Annotated in this window: 10 protein-coding genes; 2 read left to right on the forward strand and 8 right to left on the reverse strand. The window is 71.0% G+C overall.

All coding sequences use genetic code 11. The annotated features are described in order from the left end of the window. Window positions 1-27: 27 nt before the first annotated feature. Window positions 28-210 (reverse strand): hypothetical protein, encoded by a 183-nt coding sequence (locus tag ACSHWB_RS42800; RefSeq protein ID WP_439659042.1) that lies wholly within the window; start codon window positions 208-210, stop codon window positions 28-30. A gap of 28 nt (window positions 211-238) precedes the next feature. Between ACSHWB_RS42800 and ACSHWB_RS42805 the strand changes: the two genes are divergently transcribed. Beyond that, window positions 239-736, forward strand: coding sequence for a COG4315 family predicted lipoprotein (locus ACSHWB_RS42805; protein ID WP_439659043.1), 498 nt, complete (start codon window positions 239-241; stop codon window positions 734-736). Window positions 737-961: 225 nt separating this feature from the next. After that, a complete protein-coding gene (locus ACSHWB_RS42810; protein ID WP_439659044.1) occupies window positions 962-3202 on the forward strand; it encodes a glycoside hydrolase family 3 N-terminal domain-containing protein in 2241 nt (746 codons plus the stop codon). On the opposite strand, the gene ACSHWB_RS42815 is transcribed toward ACSHWB_RS42810, so the two are convergent. The 7 genes from ACSHWB_RS42815 to ACSHWB_RS42845 are packed head-to-tail and all read right to left on the reverse strand — an operon-like array spanning window position 3180 to window position 18037. After that, the gene (locus ACSHWB_RS42815) at window positions 3180-3956 is read right to left on the reverse strand and encodes a hypothetical protein (RefSeq protein ID WP_439659045.1); all 777 of its coding nucleotides are present in this window, start codon (window positions 3954-3956) and stop codon (window positions 3180-3182) included. The two genes, ACSHWB_RS42810 and ACSHWB_RS42815, sit on opposite strands and share 23 nt — an antisense overlap. Further along, entirely contained in the window at window positions 3953-5701 is a 1749-nt protein-coding gene (locus ACSHWB_RS42820; protein WP_439659046.1) for a class I SAM-dependent methyltransferase, read from the reverse strand. Before ACSHWB_RS42820 ends, ACSHWB_RS42815 begins: the two co-directional genes overlap by 4 nt. Continuing rightward, on the reverse strand, window positions 5698-6831 hold the full coding sequence (locus tag ACSHWB_RS42825; RefSeq protein ID WP_439659047.1) for a glycosyltransferase: 1134 nt from the start codon (window positions 6829-6831) through the stop codon (window positions 5698-5700). The genes ACSHWB_RS42820 and ACSHWB_RS42825 overlap by 4 nt, the downstream gene beginning before the upstream one ends. Beyond that, the gene (locus ACSHWB_RS42830) at window positions 6828-7610 is read right to left on the reverse strand and encodes an alpha/beta fold hydrolase (protein WP_439659048.1); all 783 of its coding nucleotides are present in this window, start codon (window positions 7608-7610) and stop codon (window positions 6828-6830) included. Before ACSHWB_RS42830 ends, ACSHWB_RS42825 begins: the two co-directional genes overlap by 4 nt. Then, window positions 7603-7863 carry an acyl carrier protein gene (locus ACSHWB_RS42835; RefSeq protein ID WP_036014077.1) on the reverse strand — a complete coding sequence of 87 codons (261 nt, stop codon included), beginning with the start codon at window positions 7861-7863 and terminating at the stop codon, window positions 7603-7605. Before ACSHWB_RS42835 ends, ACSHWB_RS42830 begins: the two co-directional genes overlap by 8 nt. Continuing rightward, a complete protein-coding gene (locus ACSHWB_RS42840; RefSeq protein ID WP_439659049.1) occupies window positions 7863-11540 on the reverse strand; it encodes a beta-ketoacyl synthase N-terminal-like domain-containing protein in 3678 nt (1225 codons plus the stop codon). The genes ACSHWB_RS42835 and ACSHWB_RS42840 overlap by 1 nt, the downstream gene beginning before the upstream one ends. Next, window positions 11528-18037 carry an SDR family oxidoreductase gene (locus ACSHWB_RS42845; protein WP_439659050.1) on the reverse strand — a complete coding sequence of 2170 codons (6510 nt, stop codon included), beginning with the start codon at window positions 18035-18037 and terminating at the stop codon, window positions 11528-11530. Before ACSHWB_RS42845 ends, ACSHWB_RS42840 begins: the two co-directional genes overlap by 13 nt. Window positions 18038-18232: the final 195 nt, after the last annotated feature.

The raw sequence follows: 18232 nt of genomic DNA on the forward strand, positions 1-18232 counted from the left end.
TCAGCAGGATCGTGGCGCCGACCCGCGTCACGATCCCGTGCAGGATCCGCCGAGCCTGGGCCGTCGACGGGTGGGTTTGGTGCGACCGCCGTGCATCAGGCCGTAGATCGCGGGGATGCGCAGACCGGACTCCACGTAGCCGTCCCAGCCGCGGCGCAGGTCCTCGACCGGGTCGGCGGACGGCCCGCGGTCGCGGTCGCGGTGAACCACTGGGACACCTCTGTCCGTAATCACCCATGTGAGCCGATTCGCCGTTCTCGCGCTACTGGTGTGCCTCGGTGCCTGTTCCGCGCAGCCGGAGCAGGAGACCGCCTCGCTGGCCGAACTGGAGGCCGCTGCCGGTCCGGTGGCGGGACCCACCCAGGTACTGCCGGGTGACATCGCGAAACTGCAGGTCGAGGAGTCGCCCGCGGTCGGCGCAGTCGTCGCCGACCGCGAGCACAACACCCTGTACTTCAACGCGCAGGACGGCCCGTCGAAGTCGACCTGCCTCGAACCGGAGTGCACGCTCGTGTGGCCGCCGTTGCTGGCCGCAGGCGGCAAGATCGAGGCGCCGGGTCTCGACCAGGCGCTGCTCGGCACCACGAAGCGCCCGGACGGCCTGGAGCAGGTGACGATCGCGGGCAAGCCCGTCTACCGGTACGTGGACGACGAGCAGCCGGGCGACACCACGGGACACGGCGTGGACGACCGCTGGTTCGCCATCTCACCGAGCGGAGCCAAGGCCTCACGCTGACCCGCCGAAATTCCGGCGCGCGGTGCGACAGCAGCGCGTAGCGTCCGCACGACACACTGACACCGGCTGCTCTTCGGAGTAGTCGGTTTGTCGCGTTCGTGTTACTCGAACGATTCGTTTGTACCGGAAATCCTGAAACCGGTTCCGCGCGGAACCGGTTTCAGGTATCTACTGTGAGAGCGCTCCCATAGACGCTGCCGCCGCACGAGCCCTCTCGGAGACCACATGGATCGCGACGACGTGCCCTACCTCGACGCCACGCTGCCCACCGCAGAGCGGGTAGCCGACCTGCTGGGCCGCATGACGCTGGCCGAGAAGGTCGGCCAGATGATGCAGCTGGACTCGAGGGAGGACCTGGACGACCACGTGCTGCGCAAGCACGTCGGTTCGATCCTGCACACCTCGCCCGAACGAGTGCTGCGCGCGCAAGACCTCACCACGCAGACACGGCTGCGTGTTCCGTTGCTGATCGCCGAGGACTGCATCCACGGCCACTCGTTCTACGAGGGCTCCACGATCTTCCCGACCCAGCTCGGCATGGCCGCGAGCTGGGACCCGGACCTGGTCGAGCAGGTCGCCCGCGTCACCGCCGTCGAGGCCGCCGCGACCGGCGTGCACTGGACGTTCTCGCCGGTCCTGTGCATCGCGCGGGACCTGCGCTGGGGCCGCGTCGACGAGACGTTCGGCGAGGACCCGGTGCTGATCGGTGAGCTCGCGGCCGCCATGGTCCGCGGTTACCAGGGCGACGGCCTCACCGACGAGACGGCCATCCTCGCGACCGCGAAGCACTTCGCCGGGTACTCGGAGACCCAGGGCGGGCGGGACGCGAGCGAGGCGGACCTGTCGCGGCGCAAGCTGCGGTCGTGGTTCCTGCCGCCGTTCGAGAAGGTCGCCCGCGCGGGCTGCGCCACGTTCATGCTCGGCTACCAGTCCACCGACGGCGTGCCGATCACGGTCAACTCGTGGCTGCTCGACGAGGTGCTGCGCGGTGAGTGGGGCTACCAGGGCACGCTCATCACGGACTGGGACAACGTCGGCCGCATGGTCTGGGAGCAGAAGCTGCAGCCCGACTACGCGCACGCCGCCGCGGCCGCCGTGAAGGCCGGCAACGACATGATCATGACGACCCCGCAGTTCTTCGAGGGCGCGCTGCAGGCCGTCGAGGACGGGCTGCTGGCCGAGTCGGACCTCGACCGCGCGGTCACCCGCATCCTGACGCTGAAGTTCGACCTCGGCCTGTTCGAGAACCCGCGCAGGCCCGACGCGGAACGCCAGCGCGTGATGATCAACCACGACGACCACGTGGCGCTGAACCTGCAGGTCGCGCGCCGTTCGCTGGTGCTGCTGCGCAACGACGGCGTGCTGCCGTTCAGCAAGCCCAAGGGCAAGATCGCGGTCGTCGGCCCCCTCGCCGACGACGCCCAGACCCAGCTCGGCGACTGGGCCGGCTCGTCCGGCCAGGCCGACTGGCTGCCCAACGGCCACCCGCGCGAGATGATCACGACGGTCCTCGACGGGCTGCGCGAGCTCTCCCCGCACGAGGTCACGTACGCCCGCGGCGCCGACATCCTCACGCTGGAGCCGGACCCCGAGGGCGACACGTTCCCCGACGGCCAGCCGCGCCCGCCGGTCGTGAAGGCGTGCGCGCCGGACGCGAACCTGATCGCGGAGGCCGTCGCGGCGGCCGAGGACGCCGACTACGTGGTCGCCGTCGTCGGTGACGTCATCGAACTGGTCGGCGAGGGCCGCTCCACCGCCACGCTCGACCTGATCGGCGGCCAGATCGCCCTGCTCGACGCGCTGGCCGAGACCGGCAAGCCTCTGGTCGTGGTGCTGCTCGCGTCGAAGCCGCTGGTCCTGCCCGCGTCGGCGCGCAACGCCGCCGCGCTGCTGTGGGTCGCGAACCCCGGCATGCAGGGCGGCCGGGCCATCGCCGAGGTGCTGCACGGGCTGATCGAGCCCAGCGGACGGCTGCCGATCTCGTTCGCGGCGCACGCCGGTCAGCAGCCGACGTACTACAACCAGATCCGCGGCCAGCACGGCACGCGCTACGCCGACCTGACGCAGGAGCCCGCGTTCGCGTTCGGCGAGGGCCTGTCGTACACGACGGTCGAGTACGGCGACCTGCACGTGGAGACGGCGGTGCTGCGCCCGGACGAGACCGTCAAGGCGTGCCTGTCGCTCACCAACACCGGGTCACGACCGTCGCGCGAGACCGTGCAGGTCTACGTCAGCGACGCCGTCACGTCGGTGAGCTGGGCGGACAAGGAGCTGAAGTCGTTCAAGCAGGTCGACGTGGCGCCCGGCGAGACCGTGAAGGTCGACGTCGAACTCCCGGTCTCCGACTGCACGATCGTCGACGCCGCCGGGCTGCGCGTGGTGGAGCCCGGCGAGTTCGTCCTGCTCGTGGGGCCGAGCTCGAAGGACCTGCGCCGGGCCGAGTTCACCGTGAAGCCGCTGCCTTGAAGGGACCAGGGGCGATCGTGAGGTAGCGGGGAGGGATCTCCACCGCCTTCGTGATCGCCTTCTTCACCGCGGGGACCAGGTCCGCGTCGACCAGTGCGACAGCGGGCCTGCCCGGCGGGTCGATCAGCATGCTGGCGCCGCGGGCGCCGGCGGCCAGTGCGGCCTCGACGACCGCGTCCTGCTCGGGATCCGGGTCCTGGGCCTCGTGGTACGCCGTCAGGGCCACGCCGAGGTCCTCGGCCTGCCGCGTGTACGGCCGTTCCACCTGCGGTTCCTGCCGGCGGATCCTCGTGTCGACGACGAGCAGCCGTTGGCCGGGCAGGTCGAGGGCCTGCGCCGGTGGTTCTTCGCACTGCTCACCCGCGAGGTCCTTGAGCGCCAGTGCCACCGCGGTCCTCAAGGCCTCGGCCGCGGACAGGCCACTCCCCTGCGGCAGGTCGACGCTGCACATCAGCGCGGCGCCGCCCGTCGCCTCCACGCCCGCCGCCCACGCCGGGACGTCCTCTTCGGACGGCAGCAGGGCGCGTTCGGTCGGGCGGTTCACCGACACGAGCTCCAGCAGGCCGTCGTCGCGCCGGTCCCCCGCCACGATCGCACCCCACTTGGCGTTCACCTTGACCGCCCCGCCGAGCAGGTTCAGCACGCCCGGGGCGTACCAGACCCCAACGGCCGGCCGTCCGAACGTGCGCCGGAACGCGTGCGGCACCAGCCTGAGCTCCGGCGCGAGCTCAGGCCGATCCGCGAGGTCCGTCACACCTGCCCCGCCGATGCCTTCTGGGCCAGCAACCGGTAGGCGTTGCCGTTGCCGGTGCGGGCGGCGACGAAGCGGTTCACCGTCTGGTCCAGCGCCAGCGCCACGAAGAACGCCGGGATCCCCAGTGACCACACCAGGAAGCTGCGGGTCCGGCGGAGCCTCACCTTCTCCGGACGCCACGGCGCGGGCGTGCGCGGTGCCTTGTCACCCAGCCACAGCAACAGCGCGAGCGTGAAGTCGTTGCACAGGTGGGCTTCCTTGCGTTCGGTGGCCACTGTGGTCAGTCCGCGGTCGGCCAGCGCGTGCTCCAGGTTGCCGATCGGCATCATGTGCTGGTGCTGCGGCTGGAACCACGGCATCCAGTACTGGCCGAACAACCGGCCGAGCCGCCATTCCGGGTCCGGCAGCTCGATCAGCAGGTAACCGCCGTCGGGCAGCACGTCCGCGGCGATGTCGAGCTCCTCCCACGGGTCGCGCACGTGCTCCAGGTAGTGATGCATGCTGATCACGTCGTAGCGGCCCTTGAGCTCGCCCGCGAAGTCCTTGAAGCTGCCGCGGTAGGAGTTCTCGATCCGGCCGAGCCGCGCCGCGTCCTCGATGGCCGCGCCCTGGTCGAGCCCGTCGAACGTCGTGGCGGGCAGGACCTCCTTGGCGCCCAGGCAGAAGTGGGCGTGCCCGGAGCCGACGTCCAGCCAGCGCTCGGGTTTCGTGAACGGCTCCACCATCCGCGCCCGGCCGTAGTACGGCTCGGTCTTGCCGGAGAACACCGCCTCCGCCGACGTCTCGCCGAGACCGTCGTAGAAGTCGCGGTAGTAGAAGCCGAGGCCCTCCTCGGACAGCCGCGGGTTCTGCCAGACGTGTCCACATCGGACACACCGGTCCATTGTGAACGTGCCGGGCTTGCGCTGCACCAGGTCCGTGGCGGTGACCCAGCGGCGCAGGTCGCTGCTGCCGCACGACGGGCAGTTGTCGCGCGGCGCCTCGTGGAAGTTCCGGTCGCGGTTCTGCTCGTACCAGGGCGCGGCGGCCTTGAGGATCTCGGCCTGGCGCTTCTCGGCCGTGGACTTCTTGCCCCCGGACGTCTTGAACCACAGGTAGGGCGTGCGCAGGACACGCGGCACCCACAGGTCACGCGGCTGCAGCGGCGTGCCGGCGAACACCAGGATCGGGTGCGCCCAGTACGCGGCCAGCGCGACGAGTCCCCACTGCCAGTTCGTGACCAGGGCGCCGATGACGGTCGCGTAGCCGATGACCGAGCCCGCGATCCACAGCGACGGCCGTTTCCCGAGCCGCCGCAACGTCGCCGCGCGGTAGCCGAGGTCGTACGGCCCTGCCTTCAGGCCCGGCGCGACCGCGATGTCGACCACCGCGTGCACGTGGTCCTTGACCCGCCGCACGTACGCGACGAACTCGGTCGGGTCGTCGGCGTTGATCTCCTCGGCGTACTTCTCCCGCACGAGAACGGCCTGCGACGCGCTGATCCCGCGCGCCCACTGGTCGTCGCGGTACTTGCCGGGGTCGAACGCGCCGAGCAGGTCCAGCGCCGCCACCGTGGGCAGGTCGCGCGGCACCAGGTCGACGAGATCGGCGTCCGTCTCCCACGAGCCGTCGGTGTGGACCCCGGTGGCGGTGAGGAGCGTGTGCTCACCCACGCCCGGGGTGAGCACACGCAGCTTGGACGCGCGGGACCGCAGGCGCAGCACGTCCAGCAGGACGACCAACACCACCACCACGCTGAGAATCACCCGGCCACCACCTTTTCCAGTCGGTCGGCCGCGGCCGCTGCGCCGCCTGCCGCCAAGAACGATTCGCGCACCAGCCCGGCGGCGGCCGTGTACTCCGGCTCGTCCAGCACGGACTCCAGTGCGCTCCGGACATCTGCTGCGCGTGCACGTGAATAGGTCAGCCGGACACCGGCGCCGGCCTGCACGACCTGGGCGGCGACGGTCGGCTGGTCGTCCCTGATCGGCGCCACGACCAGCGGCAACCCGTGTGCCAGCGCCTCGCAGACCGTGTTGTGGCCGCCGTGCGTGACGACCGCGTCCAGGTGCGGCATGAGCGCGAGCTGCGGCACGGACGGGAGCATCAGGACGTTGGGTGGCGCGGGTCGCGGCTCGGCGACCATCACGACCCGGACGTCGAGTCCGGCCACGGCTTCCAACGCCTGGCCCAGGAAACGCTCACCGGCGGGACCGTTGAGGGTGCCGAGGGACACGAGAACGCACCGCTTCTCTTCTCGTACCAGCCACTCCCACGGGAAGTCCACCCGTTCCACCCGGTGCGCGAGCGCGGGGCCCACGAAGGCCACCTCGTCGCCGAACTCCTGCCCCACCAGCGCCGCCGAGCTGTAGACCAGCACCAGCCGGTCGGAGAACCGGATGTCCCCACCGGCGAAGTCGTGCAGCAGGTCGCGCACCCACGCGTCGACCTTCGGCATCGTCCTCAGTGGATTCACCAGCTCCGCCGACGTGCTCGCCGAGGTCGCCCACGGCACGCCGGCCTCGCGCGCCACCAAGGGCCCCGCCAACGCTTGCTGGTCGGCCACGACGACGTCCGGCTGGAAGGCCCGGACCGCCCTCTCGACGCCCGGCACCATGGAGTGCCCCAGCGGGATCAGGAACTCCTCCCAGAAGAACTTGAGCACCGCCATCCCGCGCAACGCGAGCCAGCGCTCCCGTTTCGCGCGGATGTCGGCCTCCAGGAGGTCGTCGATCGCGGGGAACACCACCGCGTTCTCCGGCAGGAGCGGCATCAGCGTGCCGGGGTGCCCGACCCACGCGACCTCGTGCCCGCGCGCCAGCAGCTCGCCGCCCACGGAGGCGGTCGGGTTGACGTGGCCGGTCAGGGGCGGCACCACGAACAGGAACCGGCTCATGACGGCAACCAGTCCAGCAGCACGTCGAGCAGCTCGGCCGTGGCCTCGCGCAGCACCGTGTGGCCCAGCCCGGTCACGACGTGCAGGCGGCACGCCGGAATCCGTTCCCGCAGCTCCGCGGCGGCCCCGATCAGTTCGGACTCGGCCCCGTACACGCCGAGCACCGGGCACTGGACCTGGGTGAGGTCGAGCTTCGCACCGGAGCCGAGGTCGTCGATCAGCGTCGTGCCGTTGAGCAACGCGTTGGCGTTCACGGCGAGCTTCGCGATCTTGCGCTGTCCCAGTGCCATCAGCTGGTCCTGCGTCCGGTCGAACTCCAGGCCGAGCGCGGCGACCGTCAGCGTGTTCGTGATGTCCTCGAACCACGCGTCGCCGACCACTCCCCCGACCGCCGACTCGACCAGCACGACACCGCCGACCCGGTCAGGGGCCTGGACGGCCGCGTGCATCGCGACGACCCCGCCGTAACTGTTGCCCAGCAGGAACACTGGCTCGGTCACGCCGATCTCGTCCAGCACGGCCACGAGGTCCAGCGCGCTTTCCTCTGGTGTGTAACCAGAAGGAGGCCGCTCGGACAGGCCGTGCCCGCGCAGGTCGAACAGCACGGTGCCGAACCCGGCCTGGGCCAGCGGCGCGGCGAGCGTGTAGTAGAAGCTCGACAGGTTGTCCATGACCAGGCCGTGCACGAACACCACGGTCGGCGCTGCCGGTGCATCTTCTGGGGTGGGCCCGAGCCGCTGCACGTGGAAACGCAGCCCTCGGGCGTGAACCTCAGACACGAGCCGTGATGTGGTCGACGAGCCGGCCGACGGACATCGCCATGATCTCGTCGATGTCCATGTCCGCCAGGAAGGCCACGAGATCGACGCCGTAGTGGGCGTTGAGCTTGTCCGCCAGCGCGACGAACTCGATCGACTCCAGGCCCAGGTCGTCGCTGAACGTGGTGTCGCGGGTGATCTCCACGCCCAGCAGGAAGTCGGGGCCGACCACCTCGGTGATCAGCTTGGCGACCTGCTGCAGCACCTCGTCCATCACATCTCCGTTCGCACGCGGGCCGCGGCTCGCCCGGGTTCCGCAATGACTTCGATCCGGGGCACGGCGAACGCGCCGCGCACCCTGCCGTCGGCGTTCACGGTCAGCTCCGCCGGGTAGACCGGCCCTGCCCCGCGTTCCCACAGCCACGCGCGCACGGCGTCCTTCGCCGCGATCACGCGCAGCAGCCAGTCGCGCTGGGCGGGCACGTCCAAGCCGCCGTAGTGCCGGCGTTCGGCGGAGTTCAGGTAGCGGCGCATGATCAGGTCGCGCGTCGCGCTGTCGGACCAGTTCTCGGTCACCCGCAGCCATTCACCGTCCCCAGAAGTATCCACAGTGGACAGCATCTCGGTGCCGGGCTTGAGCTTGACCTGCCAGATCCGGTCGTCCGTGGTGAAGCGGCGGGTGGTCCAGCCGGTGATCCGGCACCACAGCACGCCGTTCACGGTCAGCTCGGCGTCCGCGACCATCGTCTGCTCGGTGACCTCGCGGATCCAGGCGGTGCAGTGGACGTCGCCGGTCGGCGCGGGCCCGTGGAACGTCACCCGCTCGATCCCGGTCGGCAGCACGGTCTGGTCCTCGGTGCGGCAGACCTGCATCCAGTGGCCGATCAACTGTCCCGCGCTGTCCAGCAACGCCCCCGGCGCGGGCAGCGGTGTCAGCACACCCGCGATCCCGTTGTCCGCCAGGCAGTCGATCTTCGTGACGCCCGCGAACGCCGGTCCGTGGAACATCCAGTTGTCCTTGTACAGCTCGCCGGCGGACACCGGTGCCGCGCGGACGCCTTCGAGTTCCCTGCGCTCGGACTGGGTGGTCTGCGGGGACATCAGCACGATGCCCTCCGCGTAGTCGCCGACCTTCACGAAGACCCGGTCCTGGCTCTCCGCACGTGCCGAGATCTTCACCGTCGTCGCGGGCAGTGCCGTGAGCCAGCGCTTGGCCCTGACCTGGGCGAACCCGTGGACGGTGCCGCCGGTGAGCCTGCGCGCGGCGTCCGCGAACACCTCCAGCAGGCCCGTGGCGGGCACGATCGGGAACCCGTCGGCCAGATCCGGCCAGCCGGGTGCCTGCGGGAACACCGAGTGGTCGACCAGCTCCGGCATGGTCCGCAGCGAGAACTCGCGGGTGAACCCGGCCTCGCTGGGCCGGAGCGCGCCGACGACCTCGCGGGCGACGGCGTTGGTGTGAGCCAGGAGCTTGTTGACCGCGGCCGACATCGGGCTGTCGTCGGCGACCAGCACGGGTTCGGTGCCGAGGGCGTCGAGCTTGATCTTCGGTGTGCCGAGCTTGAGCTTGACCTTGTGGGCCGTGCCGCGCTTGAGCCCGAAGGCCCACAACGCCTCCGGCGCGATGTCGGCGTTCACGGCGATGTGCGGCCGGTCGTGCAGCGTGTCCCCGACGAACCCCGGCAGGCTGCCCTGTCCGATCTGGACGAACGCGCGGAAACCCGCCCCGTGCAGGCGTTCCAGCAGCGGCCGGAACCGGACGGGCTCGACCAGGTGCCGCAGGACCAGCTCGCGGACCTCGCCGGCGGCCATCGGCTGCAACGAGTTCGCCGACCACACCGGGATGTCCGACGTGCGGACCGGCAGTGCGTCGAGCATCTCCTTGGCCCGTCCCAGGTACGGGGCGAGCGCCGGGGTGTGGAAGCCGGTGCGGAACGGCATCAGCTGCGCCATCACGCCGTTGGCCTTGAGGGTGACCAGCACCTCTTCGAGGCGGTCGATCGGGCCGCAGATCACCGACTGGTGCGGGCAGTTGTCGTGGCTGATCGTCACGCCGTCGATCAGGTACTGCTCGGCGGTGTCGGCCGAGCAACCCAGTGCGGCGTAGGCGATGTCGACGACGGCGACCGCGCCGGGCCCGAGCGCCGAGACGAACTCGTCGATCGTCGGGTAGATGCCGCCGACGACCATCGCCGTCCACTCGCCCATGCTGTGCCCGGCGAGCGCACCCGGCGTGATGCCGAGCGCCATCAGCTCGCGGGCCTCGCGGCGACCGTCCTGCAGCAGCCCGACGGCGTGGTCGACGACCTCGCCGCTGAACTCGCGCTCGAAGCCGGGGAACACGAACGCGACCTGGTCGGTGCCGGTCAGCAACGGCTGCGGGGAGAACCAGATGTCGTGCCGGCCCGGCCACGCCTTGCCCTGCGACAACACCCGTTCGGCGAGCTTGAGCCTGCGGTCGTCCGGGTTGCCGATGGCGAGCCGGAACGCCCTGTCGGCGCTGGAGGTGCGGCGTTCGGCGAGCGCCTTGGCCAGTTCCTCGGCGGTGTCGGCGGCGAAGGTCATGACCGGCTTGCGCGGCTTGGCGATGGTGTGGCCGTCGAGCACCGCGTGGGCGTTGATCCCGCCGAACCCGAACGCGTTGACGACCGCGCGGTGCCGTCCGGTCCACTCGCGAGCGGTCGTCACGGGCGTGAACCTGGTGCCGGTCAAGCTGCTGTGCGGGTTCTCGACGTGCAGGGTCGGCGGAAGCGTGTTGTGGTGCAGGGCGAGCGCGGCCTTGATCAGCCCTGCCATGCCGGCGGCGGGCATCGCGTGGCCGATCATCGACTTGACGGTGCCGATGCCGATCTCGTCGCCCTGCCCGCCGAACGCGCTGATCATCGTGTGCAGTTCGGCGGCGTCACCGGCGGGTGTGGCGGTGCCGTGCGCCTCGATCAGACCCGGCGGGTTCTTCTGGGGATCGAGGTCCGCGTTGGCCCAGGCCCGTTGCACGGCGAGGAGCTGGCCGTCCGGGTTGGGCGTCATCATGCTGGTCGCGCGGCCGTCGCTCGCCGAGCCGATGCCGCGGATCACCGCGTAGACGCGTTCGTCGCCGACGTCCTCCAGCCGCTTCAGCACGACCATGCCGACGCCCTCGGACAGCAGCGTGCCGTCGGCCGAAGCGTCGAACGGCCGGATGCGCTCGGTCGGGCTCAACGCCCTGAGCTGGGTGAAGACGCTCCACAGCGTCGGGTGGTGGCAGACGTGGACGGCGCCGGCGAGCATGGCGTCCGCGCGGCCCTCCTGGAGCTCGCGGACGGCGTGCTCGACGGCGACCAGCCCGGACGCGCACGCGGCGTCCACCGTGTACGCGGTGCCCTTGAGGTCGAACCGGTTGGCGATGCGGGACGCGGCCAGGTTCGGCACGAGCCCGATCGACGCCTCCGGCTGCTCCGGCCCGAGGCGGTCGCGGATGGCCTTGCGGACCTTGTCCATCTCGGCGCCGGCGAGGTTCGGGAAGAGGTCGCCGACCACCGACACGACCTCGTCGGCGAGCCGGACCCGCTGGTCCAGCCGCGCACAGCCCGGCGTGAGGTAACCGCCGCGGCCGACGACGACACCGACGCGGTCGCGGGACGGCAGGACCGCCTCCCCGCCTGCGTCCGCGATGGCCTCCGCGGCCGTGGCGAGGGCGAGCAGCTGGTCGGGCTCCGCGCCGTCCACTGTGGACGGCATGATGCCGAACCTGGTCGGGTCGAACTCGGCGAGGTCGTCGACGAACCCGCCCTTGCGGCAGTAGAACCTGTCGCCGCTCCTGCTGTCCTGGTCGTAGTAGGTGGCCGGGTCCCAGCGTCCTGGCGGGATCTGGCCGATCGCGTCGACGCCGCTGACGATGTTGCGCCAGAACGTCGCCGCGTCGGGGGCACCGGGGAAGACGGCGCCGATCCCGACGATCGCTATGCCTCCCATCGGTAGACCACCTGCACGTCCTGGCCGGTCGCGATCTCGTTCAGCAGCGCGGCCACGCCCTGCTCCGGCTCGATCAGCGGGATGCCGCGCCGCGCGTACTCGTCGGCGAGTCCTGCCGCCATGCCCGCACCGGACCAGGGACCCCAGTCGACGGCGACGACCCTGCGCTGGGCGCCCCAGAACCTCGCCATGCGGTCCAGCGCGTCGTTCGCGGCCGAGTAGTCGGCCTGGCCGCGGTTGCCGAACACGCCGCTGACACTGCCGAACAGGACGAGGAACCCGTCCTCGAACGCCTTGGCGCCGTTGACCTTCGTCGCCCAGACGCGGTCGAACGACTCCTGCGTCTTGGCCTCGATCAGCTTGTCGTCCAGCACGCCCGCGCCGTGCACGACGCCGTCGATCCGGCCGAACCGGGCCTTGACGTCGTCGATCACCTTGCCGACGGCCTCGGCGTCGGTGACGTCGCACTCGTGGTAGCGCACTGAGGAGGCCCTGGCGCGCAACCGTTCCATGGTCTGGCGCACTTCGCGTTCGGCGAGGACCTTGCGCGCCTTGGCCGGCACGTCGTCCTTCTCCCCCAGCTCGAACAGCGCCTTCACGACCTCGGGCTCGGTCGCGGCGTGGCTCAGCCGGTGGTCCTCTGACGCGATCGGCGTGCGGCCGATCAGCTCGATGTGGCAGCCGGTGCGTTCGGCGAGTTCGACGGCAGCGAGCGCGGTGATGCCTCGGGCGCCGCCGGTCAGCAGCACCACGCTGTCCGCGTCCAGGTCGAGGGTGCCGGGTTCGAGTTCTCCCGGGACCGCCTCGATGACCTGCCGTTTGCCGGCCTGGTAACCGACGACGGCGGGGCCGGGCCCGATCTCGGCGAGCAGCGCGGTGGCGATGTCGCGGTGGCTCTCCTTGGGGTTGACGTCGACCGAGCGCACCACGAGGTCCGGGTACTCGAGCGCGGCCGTGCGGATCAGCCCGTGCAGGCCGATGTCCGCGGGCAGCTCGTCGGGTGTGTGGTCGAAGCCGAACGTGCCGCCGCCCGTGGTGACCACGACGAGCGCGACCCCGTTTGTCACGCAGGCCTTGACCTCGCTGAACGCCTCCGGCAAGCGTGCCTGGAGCCGGATCACGACGTCGATGCCGGTCAGGTCGTCCGGGAAGGCGGGCTCGATGCGCGGCCGCGCGGTGTGGCGTTCGAGGAGGTCGGCGAGTTCGAGGCCGATCCCGTTGTCGTCGACGATCAGCACGGTCTTGCCGGTGAGGTCGGCGGGGTCGGCGGGTTCCGCGGGGACCACCTGCGGCACCAGCCGGACGAGCCGGCCTCCCGTGGGGGCGGGCAGTGCCAGGACGGGCGCCGCCGCGATGGCCGGGGTCTCTCCGAACCAGGCGACGATCCCGTCGATCGTCTTCAGCTGGGCCAGTTCGTCGACCTCGCCCGCGGCGCCGAGCTCCTGGGCCAGCTCGCCCACGATCTCGGCGCGCTTGATGGAGTCGATCGACAGGTCCGCTTCGAGGTCCAGGCCCGGCTGCAGCATCTCGACCGGGTAGCCGGTGCGGGCGCTGATCGTCTGGAGCACGACCGCCCGCACGTCCTTGCCCGCGGGCGCGGTGACCGGCGCTGCCCCGAACCAGCCGACGATGCCGTCGATGGTCTTGAGCTGCGCGAGGTCGTCGACCGATCCCGCCGCGCCCAGTTCGGCGACCAGCTCGCCGACGATCTCCGTCCGCTTGATGGAGTCGATCGACAGGTCTGCTTCCAGGTCCAGGCCCGGCTGCAACATCTCGACCGGGTAGCCGGTGCGGGCGCTGATCGTCCGCAGCACCACCGTCGCGACGTCCGTCTGGGGTTTCGCCTGGGGCTCCGGGACGGCGACGACCACCTGGTCGATCACCTGCCTCGGCGCGGGCACCTCGGCGGGCGCGGTGCCGAGGTAGCTCAGCAGCACGTCGCGCTGCGCGCTCACCGCGTCCCGCATCCCGTCCAGGAACTTCTCGATGATCTCGTCGCGTCCCAGCCCCGAGCCCACCCGCAGCGTCGGGAACTCGGTCGCGGGCCGGAGCCCACCGGGCAGTGCCTCACCGTTCGCGTCCCGCACGAGTCCTCCATCCACGTACCAGCCCGGCCGCGGCGGCACGACCGTGGCGGGTTCGGCCCTGTCCTCGAACAGCGGCGCGGTGTCCACCTCGACACCGGCGACCGCGAGAGCTGCCAGCGTGCGCAGGAACGTCACGTGGTCGTCGCAGCGCAACGTCTGGTGCGGCCGGTCGCCGAGGGTCTTGCCCACCAGCGACGTCAGCACACCGCCAGGTCCGGCCTCGACGAAGATCCGTGCGCCCGCCGCGTACATCGACTCGATCTGGTCCACGAACCGCACCCGGCCAGCGAGCTGCTCGGACAGACCGAGGCGCACGTCGGTGTGAGGTTGCGCGGACACGTTCGACCACACCGGGAACCGCGTCTCGCCCAGGGAGATCTCCCCGAGCCTGGCCGCGAACCGGTCGCGTGCGCCGGCCATCAGCGGGCTGTGGAACGCGGCGGCGACCGGGATGTTCTTGACGGTCAGCCCGGCGGACCGCAGCACCTCGACCGCGTTCTCCACGGCCTTGGTGGGCCCGGAGATCACGACCTGCTCGGGCGCGTTGTGGTTGGCCACCACGACATCCGGTGGCAGCAGCGCTTCGACCTCGGCCACCGCGGCCGTCACGGCGGCCATCGTGCCGGGGTCCTCGCCGACCGCCTCCAGCATCGCGGCGGCGCGGGCGGCGCTGAGGTCCAGCAGCTCGGCGGCGTCGAACGCACCGGCCGCCGACAGCGCGACCAGTTCGCCGTAGCTGTGGCCACCGGCCAGGTCCGGCCGCACGCCGACGGAGTCCAGCAGCGCCGTGACCATGAGCCCGGCGATGCCGAGCGCGGGCTGGGCGTTGCGGGTGTCGGTGATCTCCGCGCGTTGCCTCGACACGTCCTCGGCGGTCAGCGCGGCCGGCGGGTACATGACCCGCTCGTACCGTGCGTCGAGGAAGTCCTGCAGGCGCGGGAAAGCCGTGACGAGGTCGAGCAGCATGCCCGGCCGCTGGCTGCCCTGGCCGGGGTACAGGAACGCGACCTGCGGCCGTTCGCCGGTCCTCAGCGACACCACGTCGGACTCGCGCCAGGCCTCGACGTCCGCGAGCGCCTTCCGCAAGCCACCGTGATCGCTGACCACGAACGCCGCCTGCACTGTTCCTGCGCCGCACGCCGCGGCCAGCGAACGCAGTGGGGTGCGCGCGTCCACGAGTGCGGCGATGCGAGCGGCTTCCTTTTGCGCCGCAGCCTGATCGTCACCGCGGATCAGGAACAGTTCCGCTGGCCACGCCGTCAGGCCGTGGCGTGGTTCGTCGGCGCCGGTGTAGCCCGCGATCACGGTGTGGAAGTTCGTGCCGCCGAAGCCGAACGCGCTGACGCCCGCGACCCGGTTCCTGCTCGCCCACGTGCGGTGGCCGAACGCGAACGGGCTGGTCTGCGCGTCCCAGAAGGCGTTGGGCTGCTTGACGTGCAGCGTGCCCGGCCGCAGTCCGGTGTGGACGGACAGCGCCGCCTTGATCACACCAGCGAGTCCGGCCGCGCACTTGGTGTGGCCGATCTGGGACTTGACCGAGCCGATCGTGCAGGTACCGGGTTCGACGCCGGCGAACATCTCGGTCAGCGACTTGAGCTCGGTCCGGTCTCCCACCACGGTTCCGGTGCCGTGCGCCTCGACCAGGCCGACGTCGGTGACCGGCAGCCCGGCCGCCGCGTACGCACGGCGCAGGGCTCGTTGCTGGCCTTCCGGGCGTGGCGCGGTCAGGCCCAGCGAACGGCCGTCGCTCGACGCGCCGATGCCCTTGATCACCGCGTAGACCCGGTCGCCGTCCCGTTCGGCGTCGGCGAGTCGCTTCAGGACGACGGCGGCCACGCCCTCGCCGAGCGCGATGCCGTCCGCCGCCGAGTCGAACGTGGCGCAACGGCCCTTGGCGGACAAGGCCTTCACCGACGCGAACATCTGGTAGTCGTGCGCGCTGTTGTGCAGGTCGACCGCGCCGCACAGGACCATGTCGCTGGTGCCGCCGACGAGTTCCTTGCACGCCACGTCGAGCGCGGCGAGGCTGGACGCGCAGGCGGCGTCGACCGTGTAGTTCGCACCGCCGAGGTCGAGGCGGTTCGCGACGCGGCCCGCGATCACGTTGCCGAGCACGCCGGGGAACGAGTCCTCGGTGAGCTTCGGCAGGTGGTCGTCCAGGCCGCTGACTCCCAGTGCGGGCAACGCGGTGCGGACCGTGTAGGCGTTCGCGAGGTCGGCACCGGCCTCGGCGCCGAAGATCACCGACGTGCGCTCACGGTCGAACACCCGCGTCGCGTACCCGGCGTCCTTCAGCGCCCGCGCCGACACCTCGAGTGCCAGCAACTGGGCGGGTTCGATCGAGGTCAGCGACGTGGGCGGGATGCCGTACGCGAGCGGGTCGAACGCCGTGCGCGGCAGGAAGCCGCCCCATTTGAACGGGCTGCCGTAGCGTTCGGGCGACCAGCGGTCCGGCGGGATCTCGGTGATGGAGTCGGTGCCCGCCAGCACGTTCGCCCAGAACTCGGCGACGTCGTGCGCGCCCGGCATGATCGCGGCCATGCCGACGATGGCGACGTCCAGCGGTTCGGCCTCGGAGGTCTCCGCATCGGTCTCGGGGACCAGGCCGGAGACGATGTCCTCGTGCAGGTCGGCGATCGTGGTGCGTTCCGACCGCAGCGTCGCGACCTGGCCGATCATGAACATGCCCTCGCGGCGCTGCTCGTCCTCGCCGACCGCCTTGAGTCCGGTGTCGTCGCGGACGAGGCCGCGGCTGGCGAGCCGGAGCCGTCCCAGGTTGAGCTGTTCGAGCTGCTCCCAGCTCTCCTGCTTCGACAGTCCCGCCAGTTCGGCGCGCGCCTGTTCGAACGTGTCCACATAGGACGTCTGCGCGCATCGGACGGCGTGGCCCGGTGAGGTCTCCAGCAGCGCGGTGTCCTCGCACTCCAGCGCGACCTGCTGGAACACCGGCTGGATGGCGCCGTGCGTCACGGCTTCCTCGGTGAACAGGTAGGCCGTGCCGACGAGAACCCCGATCGCCGCACCCCGTGCCGCGATCGGCGCGGTCATCGCGGAGATCATCGCGGCCGAGCGGGCGTCGTGGATGCCGCCCGCGAACAGCGCGACGACGTCCTTCTCGCGACCTTTGAGGACGTCGATCTGCTGCTGCCACAACGTGAAGCTGGTGCGGGGACCGGTGTGCCCGCCGCACTCCGAGCCCTCGAAGACGAACTTGCGCGCGCCCTCGTCGAGGAACCGGCGCAGCAACGCGGGTGACGGCACGTGCAGGAACGCCTCGATGCCGGCGTCCTCCAGTTCGCGCGCCTGCGTGGGCGTGCCCCCGGCGACGATCGCGTACTTCGGACGGACGGCCAGCACGGCCTCCATCTGCCGCGCCCGCAGTTCCGGCGGCGCGAACCCGAGCAGGCCCACACCCCACGGCCGGTCGCCGAGCTTCTCCGCGGTGTGCTCCAGCAGCGTGCGGACGGCAGGGCCCTCCATCAACGCGAGCGCGAGGAACGGCAGCGCGCCGCCCTCGGCGACGGCCGCGGCGAACGCGGGCTGGTCGCTGACGCGGGTCATCGGCCCCTGCGCGATCGGGTAGCGCAGGCCGGGGACGCGGTCGCAGAACGGCCCGCCGGCGCGGATCGAGCGCTGCTCACCCGCCAGGGTGAGATTGTCCCGAATGCCGCGCGCAATCGCGCCTACCACGCCTCCAACGGTCCCGAACGAGCTACGGTAGAAATCGGCCAGAGAACCTTCTTGACCAATTTCGAGTGTGTTTCGCCGACTGTGAACACGTAACCCGTGGTTCACGACGGTGTCCGCGCCATCCATCATCCGGACGGCGTTGACAATTTCGCCGGAAATATGTTTTCGAGCCTCCGCGACGAGCGTGAGCTGGCCTTCCAGCACCACTCCGCGCGCACCGCCCGCGACCGCCGCGGCAGCCGTGTCGGGGCCGATCGACCCGGCCACCCAGACCGGCAGATCGGTCAGCGCGAGCACCTGCTGGAGCAGCACGAACGCGGGCGAACCACCCACTCGGCCGCCGGACTCGGCACCCTTGGCGATCAAGCCGGTGGCCCCGTACTCGATCGCCGCAACGGCCTCCGCCACTGAGGTGATCACCGCGAGCACGCGGCGTTCACCCAGCTCAGCGAGGTTGGGAGCGTATCGGACAAGATCGGCCACGACGGTGTCGACGGCGTCCGGGAGGGGCACCGTCAACGGCCCGTGCACCCGCACGCCGAACGCGCGGGGAAGCCGGGAGGTGACACGACGGAGGTCGGCGGCGGCGTCCGGCCCGAGGTCGAGCACACCGAGTGCGCCCGCTCGTCCGGCCGCGACCACGAGGGCCGGGTTGGGGGTGCTGAAAGGGCTCAGGCACAGCACCCGTTCACGATCCGACAGCATGTTCACTGCGCTCACTTCCTCACCCTGCAGGGGTGGGGAGAAAGGAATTCAGCTCGGGTTACTACTGACCGGTACGGTTACAGCGCGCTCACCGTACGCACAAACCCGACGTGCCGTCGAGGGGGGTGGTGAAACTTTCTCACATACGTAACCTGACGAATGGCACCAGATGGCGGGGCGTCTTACTCCAGTTCGCGGATAGCGCGATGT

The sequence above is a fragment of the Lentzea sp. HUAS TT2 genome, from assembly GCF_051853195.1.
GTDB lineage: Bacteria > Actinomycetota > Actinomycetes > Mycobacteriales > Pseudonocardiaceae > Lentzea.

Excerpts from the sequence above, each read along its gene's own strand:
- ACSHWB_RS42810 (WP_439659044.1), top strand. The coding sequence starts at position 962 with ATGGATCGCGACGACGTGCCCTACCTCGACGCCACGCTGCCCACCGCA.
- ACSHWB_RS42825 (WP_439659047.1), bottom strand. The coding sequence starts at position 6,831 with ATGAGCCGGTTCCTGTTCGTGGTGCCGCCCCTGACCGGCCACGTCAAC.
- ACSHWB_RS42835 (WP_036014077.1), bottom strand. The coding sequence starts at position 7,863 with ATGGACGAGGTGCTGCAGCAGGTCGCCAAGCTGATCACCGAGGTGGTC.
- ACSHWB_RS42840 (WP_439659049.1), bottom strand. The coding sequence starts at position 11,540 with ATGGGAGGCATAGCGATCGTCGGGATCGGCGCCGTCTTCCCCGGTGCC.